14 protein-coding genes and 2 pseudogenes are annotated in these 15167 nt (G+C 67.8%); 7 read left to right on the top strand and 9 right to left on the bottom strand.

From position 1 onward, the window contains the following. Window positions 1-487 precede the first annotated feature (487 nt). From ACIOMQ_RS37390 to ACIOMQ_RS37380, 3 genes are all read left to right on the top strand, one after another. Window positions 488-886, top strand: a complete 399-nt coding sequence (locus tag ACIOMQ_RS37390; protein ID WP_402192190.1) for a hypothetical protein — start codon at window positions 488-490, stop codon at window positions 884-886. A 1177-nt stretch (window positions 887-2063) separates the two neighbouring features. Further along, entirely contained in the window at window positions 2064-3035 is a 972-nt protein-coding gene (locus tag ACIOMQ_RS37385; RefSeq protein ID WP_402192187.1) for a hypothetical protein, read from the top strand. 359 nt (window positions 3036-3394) lie between these two features. Beyond that, complete coding sequence (locus tag ACIOMQ_RS37380; protein ID WP_402192185.1) at window positions 3395-3973, top strand: hypothetical protein; 579 nt, start codon at window positions 3395-3397, stop codon at window positions 3971-3973. 37 nt (window positions 3974-4010) lie between these two features. On the opposite strand, the pseudogene ACIOMQ_RS37375 reads toward ACIOMQ_RS37380, so the two are convergent. The 5 genes and pseudogenes from ACIOMQ_RS37375 to ACIOMQ_RS37355 form a co-directional block, all read right to left on the bottom strand. Then, a pseudogene (locus ACIOMQ_RS37375) lies at window positions 4011-4341 on the bottom strand (helicase); the annotation flags it as partial. A gap of 144 nt (window positions 4342-4485) precedes the next feature. Further along, window positions 4486-6531, bottom strand: a complete 2046-nt coding sequence (locus ACIOMQ_RS37370; RefSeq protein ID WP_402192182.1) for an NACHT domain-containing protein — start codon at window positions 6529-6531, stop codon at window positions 4486-4488. Window positions 6532-6703: 172 nt separating this feature from the next. Next, window positions 6704-6859, bottom strand: a pseudogene (locus ACIOMQ_RS37365) (IS1380 family transposase); the annotation flags it as partial. Window positions 6860-7083: 224 nt separating this feature from the next. Further along, the gene (locus ACIOMQ_RS37360) at window positions 7084-7434 is read right to left on the bottom strand and encodes a DDE-type integrase/transposase/recombinase (protein ID WP_402192300.1); all 351 of its coding nucleotides are present in this window, start codon (window positions 7432-7434) and stop codon (window positions 7084-7086) included. A 38-nt stretch (window positions 7435-7472) separates the two neighbouring features. After that, entirely contained in the window at window positions 7473-8150 is a 678-nt protein-coding gene (locus ACIOMQ_RS37355) for an IS6 family transposase (RefSeq protein ID WP_402192180.1), read from the bottom strand. Window positions 8151-8217: 67 nt separating this feature from the next. Between ACIOMQ_RS37355 and ACIOMQ_RS37350 the strand changes: the two genes are divergently transcribed. Further along, a complete protein-coding gene (locus tag ACIOMQ_RS37350; RefSeq protein WP_402192177.1) occupies window positions 8218-9477 on the top strand; it encodes a hypothetical protein in 1260 nt (419 codons plus the stop codon). A gap of 119 nt (window positions 9478-9596) precedes the next feature. On the opposite strand, the gene ACIOMQ_RS37345 is transcribed toward ACIOMQ_RS37350, so the two are convergent. Then, the gene (locus tag ACIOMQ_RS37345; protein WP_402192297.1) at window positions 9597-9773 is read right to left on the bottom strand and encodes a Helicase associated domain protein; all 177 of its coding nucleotides are present in this window, start codon (window positions 9771-9773) and stop codon (window positions 9597-9599) included. A gap of 522 nt (window positions 9774-10295) precedes the next feature. On the opposite strand from ACIOMQ_RS37345, the gene ACIOMQ_RS37340 reads away from it, so the two are divergent. From ACIOMQ_RS37340 to ACIOMQ_RS37330, 3 genes are all read left to right on the top strand, one after another. Continuing rightward, window positions 10296-10484, top strand: coding sequence for a hypothetical protein (locus ACIOMQ_RS37340; protein WP_402192174.1), 189 nt, complete (start codon window positions 10296-10298; stop codon window positions 10482-10484). A 341-nt stretch (window positions 10485-10825) separates the two neighbouring features. Then, window positions 10826-11173, top strand: coding sequence for a hypothetical protein (locus ACIOMQ_RS37335; protein WP_402192172.1), 348 nt, complete (start codon window positions 10826-10828; stop codon window positions 11171-11173). A 100-nt stretch (window positions 11174-11273) separates the two neighbouring features. Continuing rightward, on the top strand, window positions 11274-11585 hold the full coding sequence (locus ACIOMQ_RS37330; protein WP_402192170.1) for a hypothetical protein: 312 nt from the start codon (window positions 11274-11276) through the stop codon (window positions 11583-11585). Window positions 11586-11804: 219 nt separating this feature from the next. Here the strand turns inward: ACIOMQ_RS37330 and ACIOMQ_RS37325 are convergent, their stop codons facing one another. Genes ACIOMQ_RS37325 through ACIOMQ_RS37315 form a run of 3 tightly spaced genes read right to left on the bottom strand, consistent with a single transcriptional unit; the run spans window position 11805 to window position 14592 of the window. Continuing rightward, complete coding sequence (locus ACIOMQ_RS37325; protein WP_402192167.1) at window positions 11805-11981, bottom strand: hypothetical protein; 177 nt, start codon at window positions 11979-11981, stop codon at window positions 11805-11807. Between the two features lie 47 nt (window positions 11982-12028). Further along, window positions 12029-12193 carry a hypothetical protein gene (locus tag ACIOMQ_RS37320; RefSeq protein WP_402192164.1) on the bottom strand — a complete coding sequence of 55 codons (165 nt, stop codon included), beginning with the start codon at window positions 12191-12193 and terminating at the stop codon, window positions 12029-12031. Then, window positions 12193-14592: a Helicase associated domain protein gene (locus ACIOMQ_RS37315; RefSeq protein ID WP_402192162.1), complete on the bottom strand. Its 2400-nt coding sequence runs from the start codon at window positions 14590-14592 to the stop codon at window positions 12193-12195. Before ACIOMQ_RS37315 ends, ACIOMQ_RS37320 begins: the two co-directional genes overlap by 1 nt. Window positions 14593-15167: the final 575 nt, after the last annotated feature.

Genomic DNA, 15167 nt, shown 5'->3' with positions numbered 1-15167 from the left:
ACTGAGACTTGGCGGCGGCCGCTCGCCATGCCGCCCTATACCGGTCGGCACGCGCGGCCGACGGTGTAACTGGCAAGGCCCGGCTGGGTGGCCGCGTCTCGAAAGGGCGATGGAGTCATGTGCTGGTCGACAGCCCCTTGCAAGGTCAGCATCGGCAGGATGGGGTGGCCGAAGCCAGGTGCGCGGCGTTGCGCGGTCGTAGGTCTCGGCTGCTCCCAACCGAACGGGTGAAGGTGCCGCTGTTGCCGCCACTGCCTGTCCCACCGCAAGATGACGACGGCCGCCGGACCGCGCGGTTCCGTACCCACGCGTCGGTGAACCGGTCTTCGCCCTGACTCGGCGTCGTCAGTAACGTGGTGCTACAGACCGTCTGATTTCAGTCATTCTCGCCAACTCTGCCTTTCTGTGCCGGTATCTCTGAAACCGTTCCTGCTTGCAGTGGGTGATCACTTAGTTACTTAGTGGATCTTAGATGGGGGCGAGGGCCGTGTTGGAACAGGCGCAGCTGGTGGGAATGGCGGGGGCGGCCGCAGCTGCATTGGTTGCGGAGATGACCAAGGAGAGCTGGGCTTCGATGCGCTCTCTGGCCGCTCGGTTCTTCCGGCGCGCTGGCCCGGAGGAGGAAGAACGCCAGCTCGCCCGGCTGGACGCCGATCAGGTGCAGGCGGCCACGCTGGATCAAGCGGCCCTGCGCGAGAGATGGAACCGGCGGTTGCTGACCCTGGTGGAAGACTTCCCCGAAGCAGCCGACGACCTCGCGGCCCTGGCGCGCCGCAAGCCGGAGGAGCAGCAGGGTGGGGTGAACCAGAGCGCGGAGAACAACACCGGTTCGGTCATCCAGATCGGCAGGGACAACTCCGGCGGTCTGAACACGGAGCGAAGGTGACCACGCCGGACGGGCAGGGCCTGCCCCAGCCTCGCACCAGCCCGCCGCCTTTCGGGCAGTCCGCCGTCGGCAACGCCGGCCCCACCGTCCAGGTCGGCGGTTCCAATACAGGCAACATCAACATTACGGGCCGACCCAAACTACCGGTCATTGCCATTCCGCGAGGTGACCGGGAGGCGGCCCTGGAACCGCTCTGGGCACACACTCCCACCCCGCAGCAGGCCGCGAATCTCCTTGCTGCACACGGCCTTGCCGTCATCGTGGGAGAACGCGGCACGGGACGGCGTATCTCGGCAGTCCGCGCCCTGCACACCCACCTTTCCACCCCCGCAGGACCTCCCCAGCTCTACGATCTCGCAGCCGACTGGGAGGACGACGAAGTCCCGGAACCGGAAGTCCTGCCCGAGCCGATCGCCGGGCACGGCTACCTGATCGATGGGTCCTCGCGCCTGATGTCCGAGAACGCCGCCCGCGCTCTGATGGCCTGGGCGGAAAGACTCCACGCAGGCGGCAGCTGCCTGGTTATCACCGGCAACCAGCGGGACTGGCGAGGAGACAGCCGCTTCGAGATCGGAGCAGTACGCCCCGACGCAGTCCAGGTCGCCCGTAACCACCTCGCTCACGCCGGCAGCCACGCGCAGGCGGGGTGGCTGCAACAGGATGCCCAGCGCGCTGTGTCACGCGGCCTGCTCCGCCAGGCCGCCCCCGACCGGACCGTCGGCATCCTGTCCGACCTCCTCACCCGCAGTGTCAGCCCCTTCGATGCTGTCGCGATCGCCGGACGCCTGCGCAACATCGACCCCGATCGACTGGCCCTGGCTGCCGAACGCAGAGAAAACCCACCCGGTTCGCCGGAGTACGAGCAGGGGGTCAGGGAGCTGCGGCGCATCCGGGAGGAGGTCCTGCTATGGACCAACTTCCTGGAGGAGACGCTCGCCGGCACGGGCATTCGCGGCCAGGACCGGATGATGCTGCTTGCCGCCGCCTACCTCGAAGGGGCCCCCTCGAACTGTGCATCAAGGCGGCCACCGCGTTCGGCTCCCGCGACGAGGCACTCGCACGCCGCTACCGGGAAGGCCGCAGCCCCCGGCGCCGGCTGGCTGACGTTGGTGTCGACACTGCCAACGACACAGCTGCCTTTCACGGCCGCCCAGGCCTTGCCCTCTCCGCCATCCGCATGGACTGGCACCACTGGGCCAACGAACGAAGAGAAACCAGGGAGTGGCTCGCCCGTATCACGGCCCCCGGCGGCGTCGCCGAGGACTGGGCCGAGCAGATCGGATCCCGGCTGCTGGAGCTGTCCGTCACCGAGGTGGAAACCCCCTTCTTCACCATCCTCGACACCTGGACCACCACCTCCCCCGACGAACAACGCCTCCGCACCGTCACCGCACTCATCACCCGAGCTGCGGAAACCGAAGAACTCGCGCGAGCCGCTCACAAACAACTGCTGGACTGGGCGACAAAGGGCCACGCGCATCGCCGGAAGGTCGCCGCCTGGGCCTGCAGCGGCCGCTACGGCATGCGATGGCCGCACATGGCGCTCGTTCGCCTACGCCACATCCTGGCCATCGACGACGAAGCAACCCGCATCGCAGCGACCGCCCTGACAGCCCATGCGGCCGCGAGTACCGACGCGTTGCGACGAGTCGTCGAAACGGTCGAGACCTGGTTCGAGAGATACCCGACTCATCTCGCCGGCCCCCGAGCTTTCCTAGCACTCACCGATCCCACACACAGCGTCCTGGACACCCTAATGAGCGCGGCACAGGCGGCCCCCGCCATCCGGGACTTCTTGATCAACGGCTGGATGCAGACACTGCGACAGCCAGACGTGCGCGACTACGCCCACCAAGTTCTCCTCGGCTGGGCCCGAGCCGCCCACGAAGGTCGGCTGAACCGCACCGCCACCTTCGGCATCCTCACCGACGTCCGCAATGCACACACCCCCCTCGACGCCATGTCCCGCTTCCTTTACGGGAGCCCGGACCAAGACGACCACGCTCTGATCGAAGCGCGCTTCGCCCTGGCCAACCTCCGGGCCTGCAACCACACCCAGTGCTCCGAACCCCACTGCCCACTCAGGGAAGTTGTCGGCCCTCTCCCGGACAACAGCACTGCCGGAGGCGCAGGTGAACCCCGATCATGAAACCTCCGCAGGACACCATCACATTAAGTTCCCGCTGAGCCGGTGGCTGCTGGCACCACTGACCACATGGCGCGCCCGACGTACAGCAACCGCATACGGACCCGGCATGGACGCACGCACCGCCTGGGCGCTGGCCCGGACAGCTACTCACCCCGACGAGATCTCCTTCGCCATGAACCATCTGAGCCAAGACAAAGGAGACGATTCATAACCGATAAACCACCTGCCGTCGGCCACCAGTTCGGTGGCATCGGTGACGCCCTGCGATCGGACGCGCGTACAGGAGGCGGCGGGGCTGGGTGGGCGATTCTGTCCGGTCTCGCCGCTTGTTCCCGCTGCTCGCCGGCTGAGGCGGATGCGTGGCCACCGCCCTGCACGCCCAGATCGAGCAGCTCGAAGACCTCAAGGCATCGCTGTCCAGCGCGGCCCCCGCTCCGCCGACTGCCCGTCCCGACAACATTCCCGCCGCCGACGTTGCTGACTTCGAACGCATGATCCACGCGACCTTGGAAGCCTGGCACGTGCCGGGGGACAACCACGTCATCTACGACCCGACGAGTGCCGAGCTCTCCGTTGATGGGCAGCCCCGAAAGAGCCGTGGCAGGGGCATGCGGTCCATCCTCCACGCCGCCTTCGCAGTGTCACTCGCCCGCCGAAACACAGCTCGCGACCTGATCCACCCAGGCTTCGTCGTACTCGACACGCCCGTCCTCACCTACCGCCGGCCCGAAGACCCGCACGAAGAACGACCCGAGCTGATGACCTACGACGTCGTCGAGAACTTCTACCGAGACCTCCTCGACAACCCACCGGGCCAGGTCATCGTGATTGAAAACCCCACGCCGCCGGCGAGCATCAGGGGGCGTGCTGCCGTCCACGCATTCAGCGTTGACGGCTCGGTACGCAAGGGATTCTTCCCGCCCCGAGACAGGCAGTGACGACCGGCCGCTCAATACGGCCAGTCGCTGGCACCGGTCAGGCCCACTCCACGCCCAGCTCCGTGAGCGCGGCGGCGAGCTTATCCCGCCTTGCGCGGGTGTTCGAGACCCATACGCCCAGTTCGATGACCGTGGGCTCAGTCTCCCCGTCGACTGTGACCGTCTCGCTGTGGCCGCGCGGTACCGGCCGGTCGGCGCCACCCACTGCGTGAGGGCCGCCAGGCCCCGCTGGAACGTCTGCTGCGCCTTGCTGGGGCCCTTCTCCGTACGCGTGGTGGCCGGGGCGGGAGGCGCCGCCTGGGCGGGCTGCACACCCAGGCAGTCAGCCGTTCCTGCTGCTCGGCCGACAGCTGCGCCCAGGTGCTCGGCCCCGACGTCGGCCCAGCCGGCGGCCGGCCCCGCGGGAACCCTGGTGTTCAGCGACGAGTTCACGGGTTCGGCGCTCGACACCGCGAAGTGGAACGTACGCGACCAGGAGCGCACCGAGACCGACTGCGTTTCCTGGTGGGGTGTCAGTTGTTGGGTGGCCATGGTTGCCGGGCGAGGTGGCGTTGCAGGTCGATGTGGCGGAACTGGTACACCGCCCCGACTTGTCTGAGGACGCCTCGGTGGTGTGCGTCTTCAAGGAAGGGCATCAGGTTCCGTACAACGTGGTGATGCCTTACCAGGTAAGCCTTTGCCCTTATGAATACCGCCCATGAGCTGCGCCGGCGTCCGAACCCCACCCCGGCCATGAGCGCGACCGCCACCCCGACCGCGAGGCCGACCGCGAGCCCGGCCGCGAGCCCGAACCGGCCCCAGAATATGGCCCCGATCAGTAACGCGGCCAGGGTGCCGAGCGGGGTACCCAGCGTGCGCACGACCCTCATGAAAGTTTGGCGATCAAGGGTCAAGAGCCTGGCGGGTCCGATGGTGGTGGCCAGGTCGGGTTTCTCGAACGTGGACCCGGCTGCGAGCCCGAGCACGAGCCCCACCGGCAGCACCAACAGGACTCCGACTGGGAGATCGACCGGGAGCCCGGCCTCGAACCCGGCCCCGAATATGAGCCCGAGGATGGGTACGGCAATGAGTCCGCCCACGAGCCCGCCCCAGATCAGGTTGGATGACCAGCGCACGGCAGTGTTTGGTGTTCTCGAAGGCCGTTCGGAGGACCCGGTCCGGAGCGCGATGGCGAGTGCGAGCGTGAGTCCGCCCGAGAGCCCCGTCGCGATCCCGCCCGCGAGTCCGAGTAATACCCCGAACACGATCCCGGCCGCAAGCCCGGCGAGTCGGCGCGTCCGGGTGCGGTTGGGGATGGCGTGGTGGAGTTCCCACCAAGCCAGATCGGGCGTGCCAGCGCGGTTGTGTTCGAGGTGACAGGCAAGGAAGGCCAGAGTGGACTGAGCTGCGTGGGGCGTCCAGCGGGGTGGGTTTGGCTGGTGGGGGGTGTAGGCGGCGGGGATGAGGGCGTTGAACAGGTGGGCGGTCAGGTCCTCACGGGTGGCGTACCCCATGAGTTCGTCCGGGTGCGGCACAGGGCCGGTGGGGGTGCGGGGGTTGTAGATCGTGCGGGCCAGGAACAGGCCCAGCGGGGTACTCAAGGCCTGCCCGATGGGGCTGTCGGTGCCGAGTCGGTTGGCGACGGAGTTCCAGCGGTCGGCCGTGGGGGTGTTCGGGCCACCGGCGTCGCGGCGCAGGTAGTCCGCGGCCTGGACGGGGCCCAGGGGCAGCAGGCGGATGCCGGTGGCGCCGTTGAGCCGGACCATGGCGTCGGGCCGGGTGAGGGCGGTGCGGTATTCGGTGGCGCGACAGGCCAGGACGAGCGGCAGCTTCGCGGGCAGGGCCCGGTTGATGGCGTCCAGGGCGGTGATGTGCAGGGTGGCGGGCAGTTCGTCGAGGCCGTCGAGGATGGGCAGGATCAGCCTGGCATCCACCAGCGCCTTGGCCACGTCGAGCCGGCCGGCGCCAGCATCGGCTGCGGGCACGGCGGTGGTGGCGGGGGCAGTCAGGACGGGGTGGGTGTGGCGCAACTGCTCGGCCATCCAGGCATCAAGGTGCTGATGGGCGGGACGGTAGGAGGCCAGCGAGAACAGCACCGGTACCGGGCCACCGGGGGTGCGGCGTTCGGTCAGGTCCTGCAGGAGCCGGATCAGGAGCATGGTCTTGCCCGCGCCGGGCTCGCCCAGGACCACCAGGCGACGAGTGGGCACCCGATTTGAGAAGATCTCGCCGATTTGCCCCCCGCTGCCCGCGAGCCCATTGGCGTCTGACGGCCAAGCGGCGGGATCACCTGGCGGCCCGCCGGGCCAGGCCCGAGCCACATCCGCCAACAGCGGCCACGGCTCGACCAGGTCCGCATCAGCCGGCTTCCAGGAAACCGGCAGCGGATACGGGTCGTTCATCCGCCGGATCTGAGCTTCGTCGTCCCACAGTTTCTTCACCGCGGCCGCCAGCCCATCGGCGGTAGCGCCCAGTTCCAGCGCCGCGTTGTCAGCCCGGTCGTACCGGAAGGTCGCCCAGCCAAGGTAAGCCGCCGGAAGCGCGGACACGCCCGCGATGACAGTGGCGACGGCGTCCAAATCGAAGTACCAGGCAAGCCCGGCCGTTCCGACGGTGCCCAGGACGAGCAGCAGCAGATACCGGATGCCTACACGGCGCGGCCCCCGGCCGAATCCCGCACGATTCATAGCAGCCATCCTGCCGCCCCCACCCACGCCCGGACACCGTCATGAACATCTTCCACGGCACCAGATCAACGTCGGCGAGCAGCCGCCAGGCCGTCGGTGTCGAGGCGACGGGGCCGAACACCTCGGCCTGGTCCCGCAGTGCGGCCAGATCCGTGGTGGTCTCGCCGCCATCGGCGAGCATCACCGCGAGATCGGTGGCGATCCTGCCCGGAGCATGTCCAGGCGCGGGCGAAGCGACCTGAGCGCGGTGGAGTACGCGGCGGTCAGGAGGACCTGGCGGAGATCTCCCCGTACCTGACCGAGCACATCATGCGGTTCGGCGAATACTCCACCCACGAGCTCAGCGACGCTCCAGAGGCGTACGAAGGGTGCTGTCACGTTGTTGGGTTGCAGGTGCTTGACGGGGCGTCGTGGCCTGGTGGGGCCCGCGGTCCGGGCCTGTGGTCAGGCCGTGGTGGGCCGGCCGGCAGCGCCGGTGATCTGGTCCCAGATCGCGAAGCGGACGGTCATCTCGGCTCGGTGGTCGGAGGCTGTCATCAGGTGGCGGTGAGGGCGGAAGTGGGGTGAGATGCCGCTGAACGCGGACAGGAACCGCTGGGCCCCGCCGACGGAGCGGAATCCCTTCATGGCGCGTTCGCGCTGCCGCGTGGGCTGATGGGAGTTCTCCGCCCGGTTGTTCAGGCCTTTGTGGGAGCGGTGTTCCACCGAGGGCATGGGCGCTGTCACGTTGTTGAGGGTGTGAGTGCCTGATGGTGTGTCGGGTGTGGTGGGGCCGGGTTCCGGCTCCGTGCTCAGGCCGCGGTAGGCAGGCCGGTGACGCCGGTGACCTGATCCTAGCTGGCGAAGCGGATGGTCATCTCGGTGCGGTATTCGCTGGCGGTCATCAGGTGGCGGCGGGGCCTGAAGTGGGGTGAGATGCCGCTGAACGCGGACAGGAACTGCTGGGCTCCGCCGACGGAGCGGAAGCCTTTCATGGCGCGTTCGCGTTGTCGGGTGGGCTGGTGGCTGTTCTCAGCCCGGTTGTTGAGGCCCTTGTGGGCACGGTGCTCGACGGAGGGTATGACCTCGCGGTGGGCCGCGCCGTAGGAACGGAGCTTGTCCGTGACGACCACCCTCGGCACGGCCCCGATTCCCTTGAGGAGCCGACGGAAGAACCGCCTGGCCGCAGCGGTGTCCCGCCGGTTCTGTACGAGGATGTCGAGCACGTTGCCGTCCTGGTCAACGGCCCGCCACAGGTACTTCTGCTCTCCGTTGATCTTGATGAAGACCTCGTCCAGGTGCCACTTGTCGCCGGGCCGGGGCCGTCGGCGGCGCAGGCCGTTGGCGTAGGACTGCCCGAACTTCAGGCACCAGCGGCGGATGGTCTCGTGGGAGACGATCACGCCGCGCTGCAGCATCAGCTCCTCGACCTCGCGGAGGCTGAGCGGGAAGCGGAAGTACAGCCACACGCAGTGCGCGATGATCTCGACTGGGTACCGGTGCCCCTTGTACGGCGGCGGCGTACTGCCCACGGACAACCCCCTCCACCATGATCAACCCGAAGATCATCCCACCCGGCCAGCCAGCGTGACAGTGCCGGTGCGTGAACTCCTTGGCGGCCTCGGCCAGCACCTCCCCGAACAGCTCACCCCGCTGCACGCGGCCATCCTCAGCAACGGGCGTCCGGACACGACGATGACCTGGCTGAAGCAGCCGAAGGTCACCGCTGTGCTGCGCGCTATCAGCGCCGTACCACGCCCCCTGTCACACGAGACCCTGGACGAGCTCCCTGACAGTAAAGCGGTCGGCCACCTGCGCAGCATTCTTGTCGCCACCGGCACCCTGCCCGCCCGCGACGAATACCTCACCCGCCTCGAACGCTGGATCGCCCAGACCCTGAAAGACCGAACTGACCCCATCGAATATCGGATCCTTCACGGATATGCCGTCTGGCACCACCTGCGCCGCCTCCGCAACCGCCTCAACGCCGCTCCAGCCACCCGACTTCAGGCAGCCGCCATCCGTACGCACATCACCGCGGCCGCGAACTTACTGGACTGGCTCCGTACGCAACATCTCACCCTCGCCGCCTGCACCCAGACCGACCTCGACCGCTGGATCACCTCACCCCAGTCCACCTATCCCGGCGAGACGAGCCACTTCATCCGCTGGTCCGTCGCCCACCGGCATGCCACCGCACTGACCTACCCCGCCATTCGCTGGACGGGCCCGGCAACCGCCATCGACACCGAACGCCGCTGGCAAGACGTCCACCGCCTCCTCCACGACACCACCCTGACCGTCCCCGACCGTGTCGCCGGCCTCCTGCTCCTCCTCTACGCCCAGCGCCCCCGCACCATCGCGCGCCTGACCACCGGCCACGTACTGACCGAGGGCTCACGCACCAAGATCGTGTTCGGCAGTAAGCCCATTACTCTCCCCGAACCCCTGGCAGACCTCGTCCGCGAGATTGTCGCCACCCGCAAGGAACGCGCCAGGCCCCACACCCCGGACTCCAGCCCCTGGCTCTTCCCGGGAAGCCGCCCCGGCACCCCCATCGACTTCTCCAGCCTTGACGGACGCCTAAAAGGATCGGGTTACACCCCCGCCCGGACCGGTCAACCGCCATGTTCGACCTGGCCACCACCGTGCCGGCAGGCATCCTCGCCCGCGCCCTCGGCATCCAGATCGACGTCGCCGTCACCTGGCAGCAGATCGCCTCAGGAGACTGGGCCGCCTACGCAGCCGAGCTGGCCCACCGCCGAACACTCCGCCAGTGAGGGCACTCTCCAGCCTCCTCATACATATGGTGCAGTCAGTTATTCAAACCCTCGGAATACCCCAGCGAGGCGACCCTGACGGGCGCGTAGCACGGGTGGCTTTGAGTAGCCGCCCACGAAGAGCGCGAGGCCCCGGGCTGCCCGGGGCCTCTGTGTGCAATGCGGTGTCCGGCTTTCAACGACCGGCCAGAGGCGGTGTCACGTCCACTCCACTCCGAGTTCGGCGAGGGCGGTGCGCTGTTCGGTGGTGAGTTTGCTGCGGCGTTGTTTCTGATTGGCGTACCAGATGCCGAGCGCCAGCTCGTGCTCCTGGCCGTCGAGGACGATCGTCTCGCGGTGGGGCCGTTTGACCGCAGTGGTGCCCTCGCGGGCGATGTACTGGGCGAGGGCCGCGACGCCCCTCTGGAAGGCCGCTGACGCCTTGCTCTGGCCCTTCCCGCACCCTTGGAGGCTGGGGCCGCAGTGGGGCGCTCAGCGGGTTTGATGCCCAGCTTGGACAGCCGCTCATGCTGCTCGGTGGACAGCTGCGCCCAGGTGCTCGCTTCCCTTTGCCGCGCGAGCCATCTGTGAGAGGTCTCCAGGATTCAGTTGAAGAAGCCACTTATTTGGCAGTGACGATCCGTAGTCGATGGGCCTTTCACCTTGCCATCTGCTGAATCAGACGCGGGGTGTTGGTGGCGCTTCAACTGACAAGAAGTGGCGTTCCCGCGCTGTCATTTAAGTGGCGTCTCCTATACGTCGAGGTCTCTACCGTGTCGATGCCCCCGGCGTGGAGGGCGCGGACCGCTCCGGCGGTTCCTGTGCCGCCTCATCCTCACAGACCTGGTGCGCGCCCACGAGGGCGTCACGCGGTGCTACTACCTCCACGTGCCCTTCGAGGAGACAGTGCTCCGGCACGTGTCGAAACCAGACGCCGAGTACCTTGCGCACGTCAACGAGGGCCACCTACGCGACTGGTACCGAGAGAAGGACCTGCTCCCTAGCGGCCTGGAGACCGTCGTCGACGCGGCCAGCACCCTGGACGACACGGTCCAACAGATCTTCTCCGAGAGCGGCCTGGACGGCATTCTCCCGATCGACCGCTGAGGGGCGCCACCGCAGGTACGGTCATCATCACGGCACCGACGACGGCACACACCACCGGACCCAGGGGCAATGGGCGTGGAGAACGGATCGCAGAGCATCCCGTGGGGCGGCGAGTGGCGACGCCACCTCCGCTCCGACGCCGATATGGATCTCGTGCGCTCGTGGATGCCCGTGTCGAATGCCCGACCTGCAAGACAGCCGCAGGGCGGGCCTGCCGCACCGCGGGCGGCCGCCCGACCAACGAACACCGCGCACGCCGTGACGCCGTCGGCCCCATCCCGTACGCGAAGTGGCGAAAGGAGGGCCTCATCCCGGAGCAGCGGACGTATACGATTCCGGCCGTGCTCAAGAAGTCGGAGAAGGCCCGCGCCGACTTCAACGTGGACACTGCCCTGGCCGACGGTGTGGCGGTCGTCCGCATGTTCCTCGCCGACCGGCTCGGGTTGTTCCTCCAAGGCGAGGAGGCCATGGACCGCATCGACGACACCGTGCGCAAACTGATTGAGGTCCGCGGCCCGGTGGGGACGGCCGACGTGGTCACTGTCCTCGCCAGCCAAGTCGCCTCGCTGCTGGCTGCGAACGCCGGACCCGACGGCGATCCGGAGGCCCTGTTCGACACGATGATCCGCGCGCAGATCGACATGGTCCGCAGGATGAATGCGATCGAGAAGGAACGAGCCGACGGCTGACCGGCCGGTCAACACTGATGTAGTGCCACCCACTAACCTCCTGCCGACGCAGTACCAACCTGCACGCTGGCGGTGTTCCGTTCGAGTGAAGGGATGAGCTGTGCCCGACCGACCTGAAATCGTCTGCATCTGCGGCTCTACCCGGTTCGTGGACGAGATGCGTGCGGTGAATCGTGATCTGACCTTCGCCGGGGTCATTGTTGTCGCGCCAGGCGAAGCAGACGAGATGATCACCGACAAGCAGAAGACGGCGCTGGACGCCCTCCACCTGCGCAAGATCGACCTGGCAGACCGGGTTCTGGTCGTCAACCCTGGCGGGTACATCGGCGAGTCCACGAGCAGGGAAATCGACTATGCCCACGCCATCGGCAAGCCGATTGCGTTCACCGATCCCGCCCCCGCTGCACCGTAGTTCGCCGGGGGAGCGGCCCAAGATCCCAGGGCCTACACGCACACCAGTGCGATGCCGCAGCTCAGATCCCCTGGGCATCGCACTCAAGTGCGTGTAGGGCCTGGGGCGCCGTGCCGCTGGCTCCGGGCAGCGAAGGACCCCGGCCGCCAGCACGCCCGAGGTCCTGTCCGCCTGCGTCACGCCGCCCCCAACTCCGGTCCGGGACGGCGTGACCCGCTCTCACCAGTCGTCGGGGGCGCTGCCCACCCAAGCGATCGGTCGGCCCTCGCTGGTGCGGCCCCAGTGCGGTTCCTCCATCGAGGTCTCGTGGCCGTCGGGCAAGGCACAGATCCGTCCCCAGCGGCCGTGCTTGCCCGGACAGATCCCGGTGAGCCGGTCCGCGTCGCCGTCGCGCACCGCCTGGTCGTAGCGGTCCTGGAACGGCTGGAGGCGGGCACACAGCTCTAAGCCGAGCTCCGCTCCGACGCCTCGACCCGGGCCCTCGCCTCCTGCACCCCAGGATCGGACAGCACGAGCGAGATGGCCTGCTCCGCCTCCGCGAAGGTGCTGGTGCGGGCGTGCCGCCGTACGGCTTCCTGGACACGCCGCTCGTCATCGCCTGCGGTCATCACGCGACTCCTTCCTCTGCCGCCCAGCCGAGCCCGAGGCCGGCGAGCGCGGCGAGTTTGTCGGCGGTCAGCTTGGCCCGGCGGCTCTTGCTGTTGCTGAGGAACACTCCGAGCTTCACCTCGCTCCCATCCTCAAGTCGCTCTACGTGGGCCCTGGGGACGGTCACAGAGCCCTCGCGGGCCTTGTATTGCGCCAGGGCCGCCACGCCCTTCTCGAAGGCGCTCACCGGTGCCGTGGACGGCTTGGCCGGCGCTTCGAGCTCCGCCACCGTCGGTACGACGCCGATGGCCTCCAGGCGCTCGCGCTGCCCGGAGCTCAGAGCAGCCCAGATCTCCGGCTTCCGTTGCCGGGCGAGCCACTTCCCGATGTCCATCCCGTGCACGGTGACCCCGGGTTCGACGTACGCGAGGATGCTCTCCTCCGCGAGTATCTCGCGCACCACGGCGTAATGCCGCTGCCACTCCGGCGGCCATGACGGGTTCCAGTCCTCGTCAACCTCGCGCAGCGCCGTCTCCCACTCCGGGTGCCCCTCCAGAGCGCCGGCCCTGCGGAGGTTGGACAGCCACTGCCCCACCGGCCGGTCCAGCATGGCCGCGGACCGGGGCGCGCACAGCGTCCAGTGCTGCTCGTAGTACGCCTTGGCGGCCTCCAGGTTCTCCTGGAACCGCTCATCGGCCGGGTTCCAGACCATGCCGAGCTTCTCCAGCCGCTGCGCGCGGAGACCGGTCATCTGCCCCGCCCCGTACGCCCGTCGTTGTTCCGCGATCCATTGTCCAAGCGGTGTCGCACCCTCTTTGTGCCCATAAGGCACTCGGGCATGATGCTCACGCTCGGTGAACTTCTTGAGTGCCGCCCAGCCGCGGGCCCAATCCTGCCGTTCGGTGTCGATCACATTGAAGGACACCCAGTCTGCGACCATCACCGGGTCACGCGGAGCGGCAAAACGGAGCAGGAGACGGGATTCGTCCTCGCCCTCCTCGGGCGGCGGACCGATGTACTCGGACGGCTGCGCCACACCCTTCTGCGGCTCCTGCGGAATCGCGAGCAATTCGATTGCTTCTTCGTCATGAGCGCGCAGACCTTCCAATACCTTCACCAAAGGACGATACGATCCCGAGGTGAACATATCCTCCGGATTTTCTCCCGACTGGAGAAAAACCGGCACAATCAAAGAGGCAACTTTCCCCTCTCCCGGCTTCTGACGCAGCGCCCGGCCGATGGCCTGGACGATGTCGTGCGGAGCGCCCTTGGGGTCCAACAGGGCGACGCTGTCCACGGCCCGGATGTCCACGCCCTCACCCAGGACACGACAGTTCGAAAGCACCGCCCGCCGCGCCGTGGACCCGAACCCACCCAGGACGCCACGCCGGCGCTCGGGGACGTGCTCGCCACACAGCCAGTCCGCCCAGATCCGCCTCGGGTACTTCTCCGGCTGGTCGGCGTGCAGCTTCGCCGCGACACGCTCCAGGCCATCCGCGTACGCCTGTGCCTCTATCGTCCGGTGGTGGAAGGTGATGCAGGTCGACAGATCATGCTGCGCCATCGTGTGCAGGAGCGCGGCCTGGAGCGCCCCGAGGCGCTCCCCGCGCACCCTCTCACTGTGCCGCTCCTCGCCCATCAGCCGCTCCGGAGTAACAACCGGGTCCTGGAGCTCCAGGACGATGATCTGGTACCGCGCAAGCAAGCCGCGGGAGACCGCCGACGCCAGCGAGAGCTTGTAGAAGACGGGCCCGAACACGGCCTCGTCATTCATGGAGGCCGCCATCTCCTTCGGCAGCGCCTCCCGCACCCCCTCCGCGACCTCCCAGTTCGGCCGCTCCTGCCAGATCCGCGGCGTCGCCGTCAGATACAGCCGCCGGTGCGCCGGGATGACGTGCTGGTTGTGGATGTCGGCCCACGCCTTACCCATCGAGCCGGACGTCCGGTGCGCCTCATCCACTACGGCGAGGTCCAGCGGGGCGAGCTGCTGCCCGTAGACGCCCTCGAACGCCTCCGCCAGGACTCCGAGGCTGGCGTACGTCCCGAAGATGGTGACGGGCCCCTCGCCGTGCCACAGAGCCAGCTGCACAGGGTTGGTGGTGGAGCGCACTTTCAGGTTCCACAGCTCCGGGTCGTCGCTGAGGCTGCACACCGCGACCGCCGGCCCCGTGTGCCCAGCCCCGCGCCACGCCTGGACGGTCTGCGTCAGGAGATCCAGCGTCGGCACCAGAACGAGAATGCGACCCTTGGGCACAATCCGCTTTGCCGAGGCCGCAGCGATGATGGTTTTCCCTGTTCCGCACGCGGCGTGTACCTGTCCGCGCAGGCCATTGACAGGAATCCCGCCCGGCGGGATATCGAGACCGCGCACAATGGCGGCAACGGCCTCGATCTGGTGGGCACGCAGTTTCACGGCCATTTCCCGTGTTCTCCTTTTCGCGGAATCGGCGCGCAATCAGAAAAGAAAGTCCGGCGCGGCGCGAGGGGCCGGGGGTGCTGCTGTCTGTACCCAGATGCTACACAGCCAAGACCTGTGATGCATCACCCGTGCGGCATGTTCGCCCTGTAGACTGACGCTTGGTCGAATCCCGCCCCACACGTGTGGTTCATAGGGTATGCTGGCGGGGTATTGGTGAACGCGAGCAGCCGTTTTCGATGGTGGGTGGGGGAGGGGTTCGGGTGGAGCGGCAGCGGAGCCCGTCACTGCGGGGGGCCGGCACCCTGCCAGGCCGACGGCCTGTCACTCTCGTTGCGGGGGGTGACAGGCCGGAATCCCAGTCGCTACACAGGCCCGCACGTGATGCACCCTCACCCCGTAGCCAGCCAAGGAGTCTCGCTTGCGGGACTCCCCGCAATTCGCGCTTGCGCGAATTGACGCCCTTTCAGAATTCCGCTTGCGGAATTCATTCCTGCGCTTGCGCAGGAATTCTGAATTGCGCTTGCGCAATTCGCGCTCTATGCCCCGGCTTGCCGGGGCATATCCCGCTCCGCGGG

Source organism: Streptomyces sp. NPDC087845 (assembly GCF_044742755.1).
Classification (GTDB): domain Bacteria; phylum Actinomycetota; class Actinomycetes; order Streptomycetales; family Streptomycetaceae; genus Streptomyces.
The sequence above is the reverse complement of the archived record's forward strand: the minus strand, read 5'-3'. Positions and strand labels throughout refer to the sequence as shown.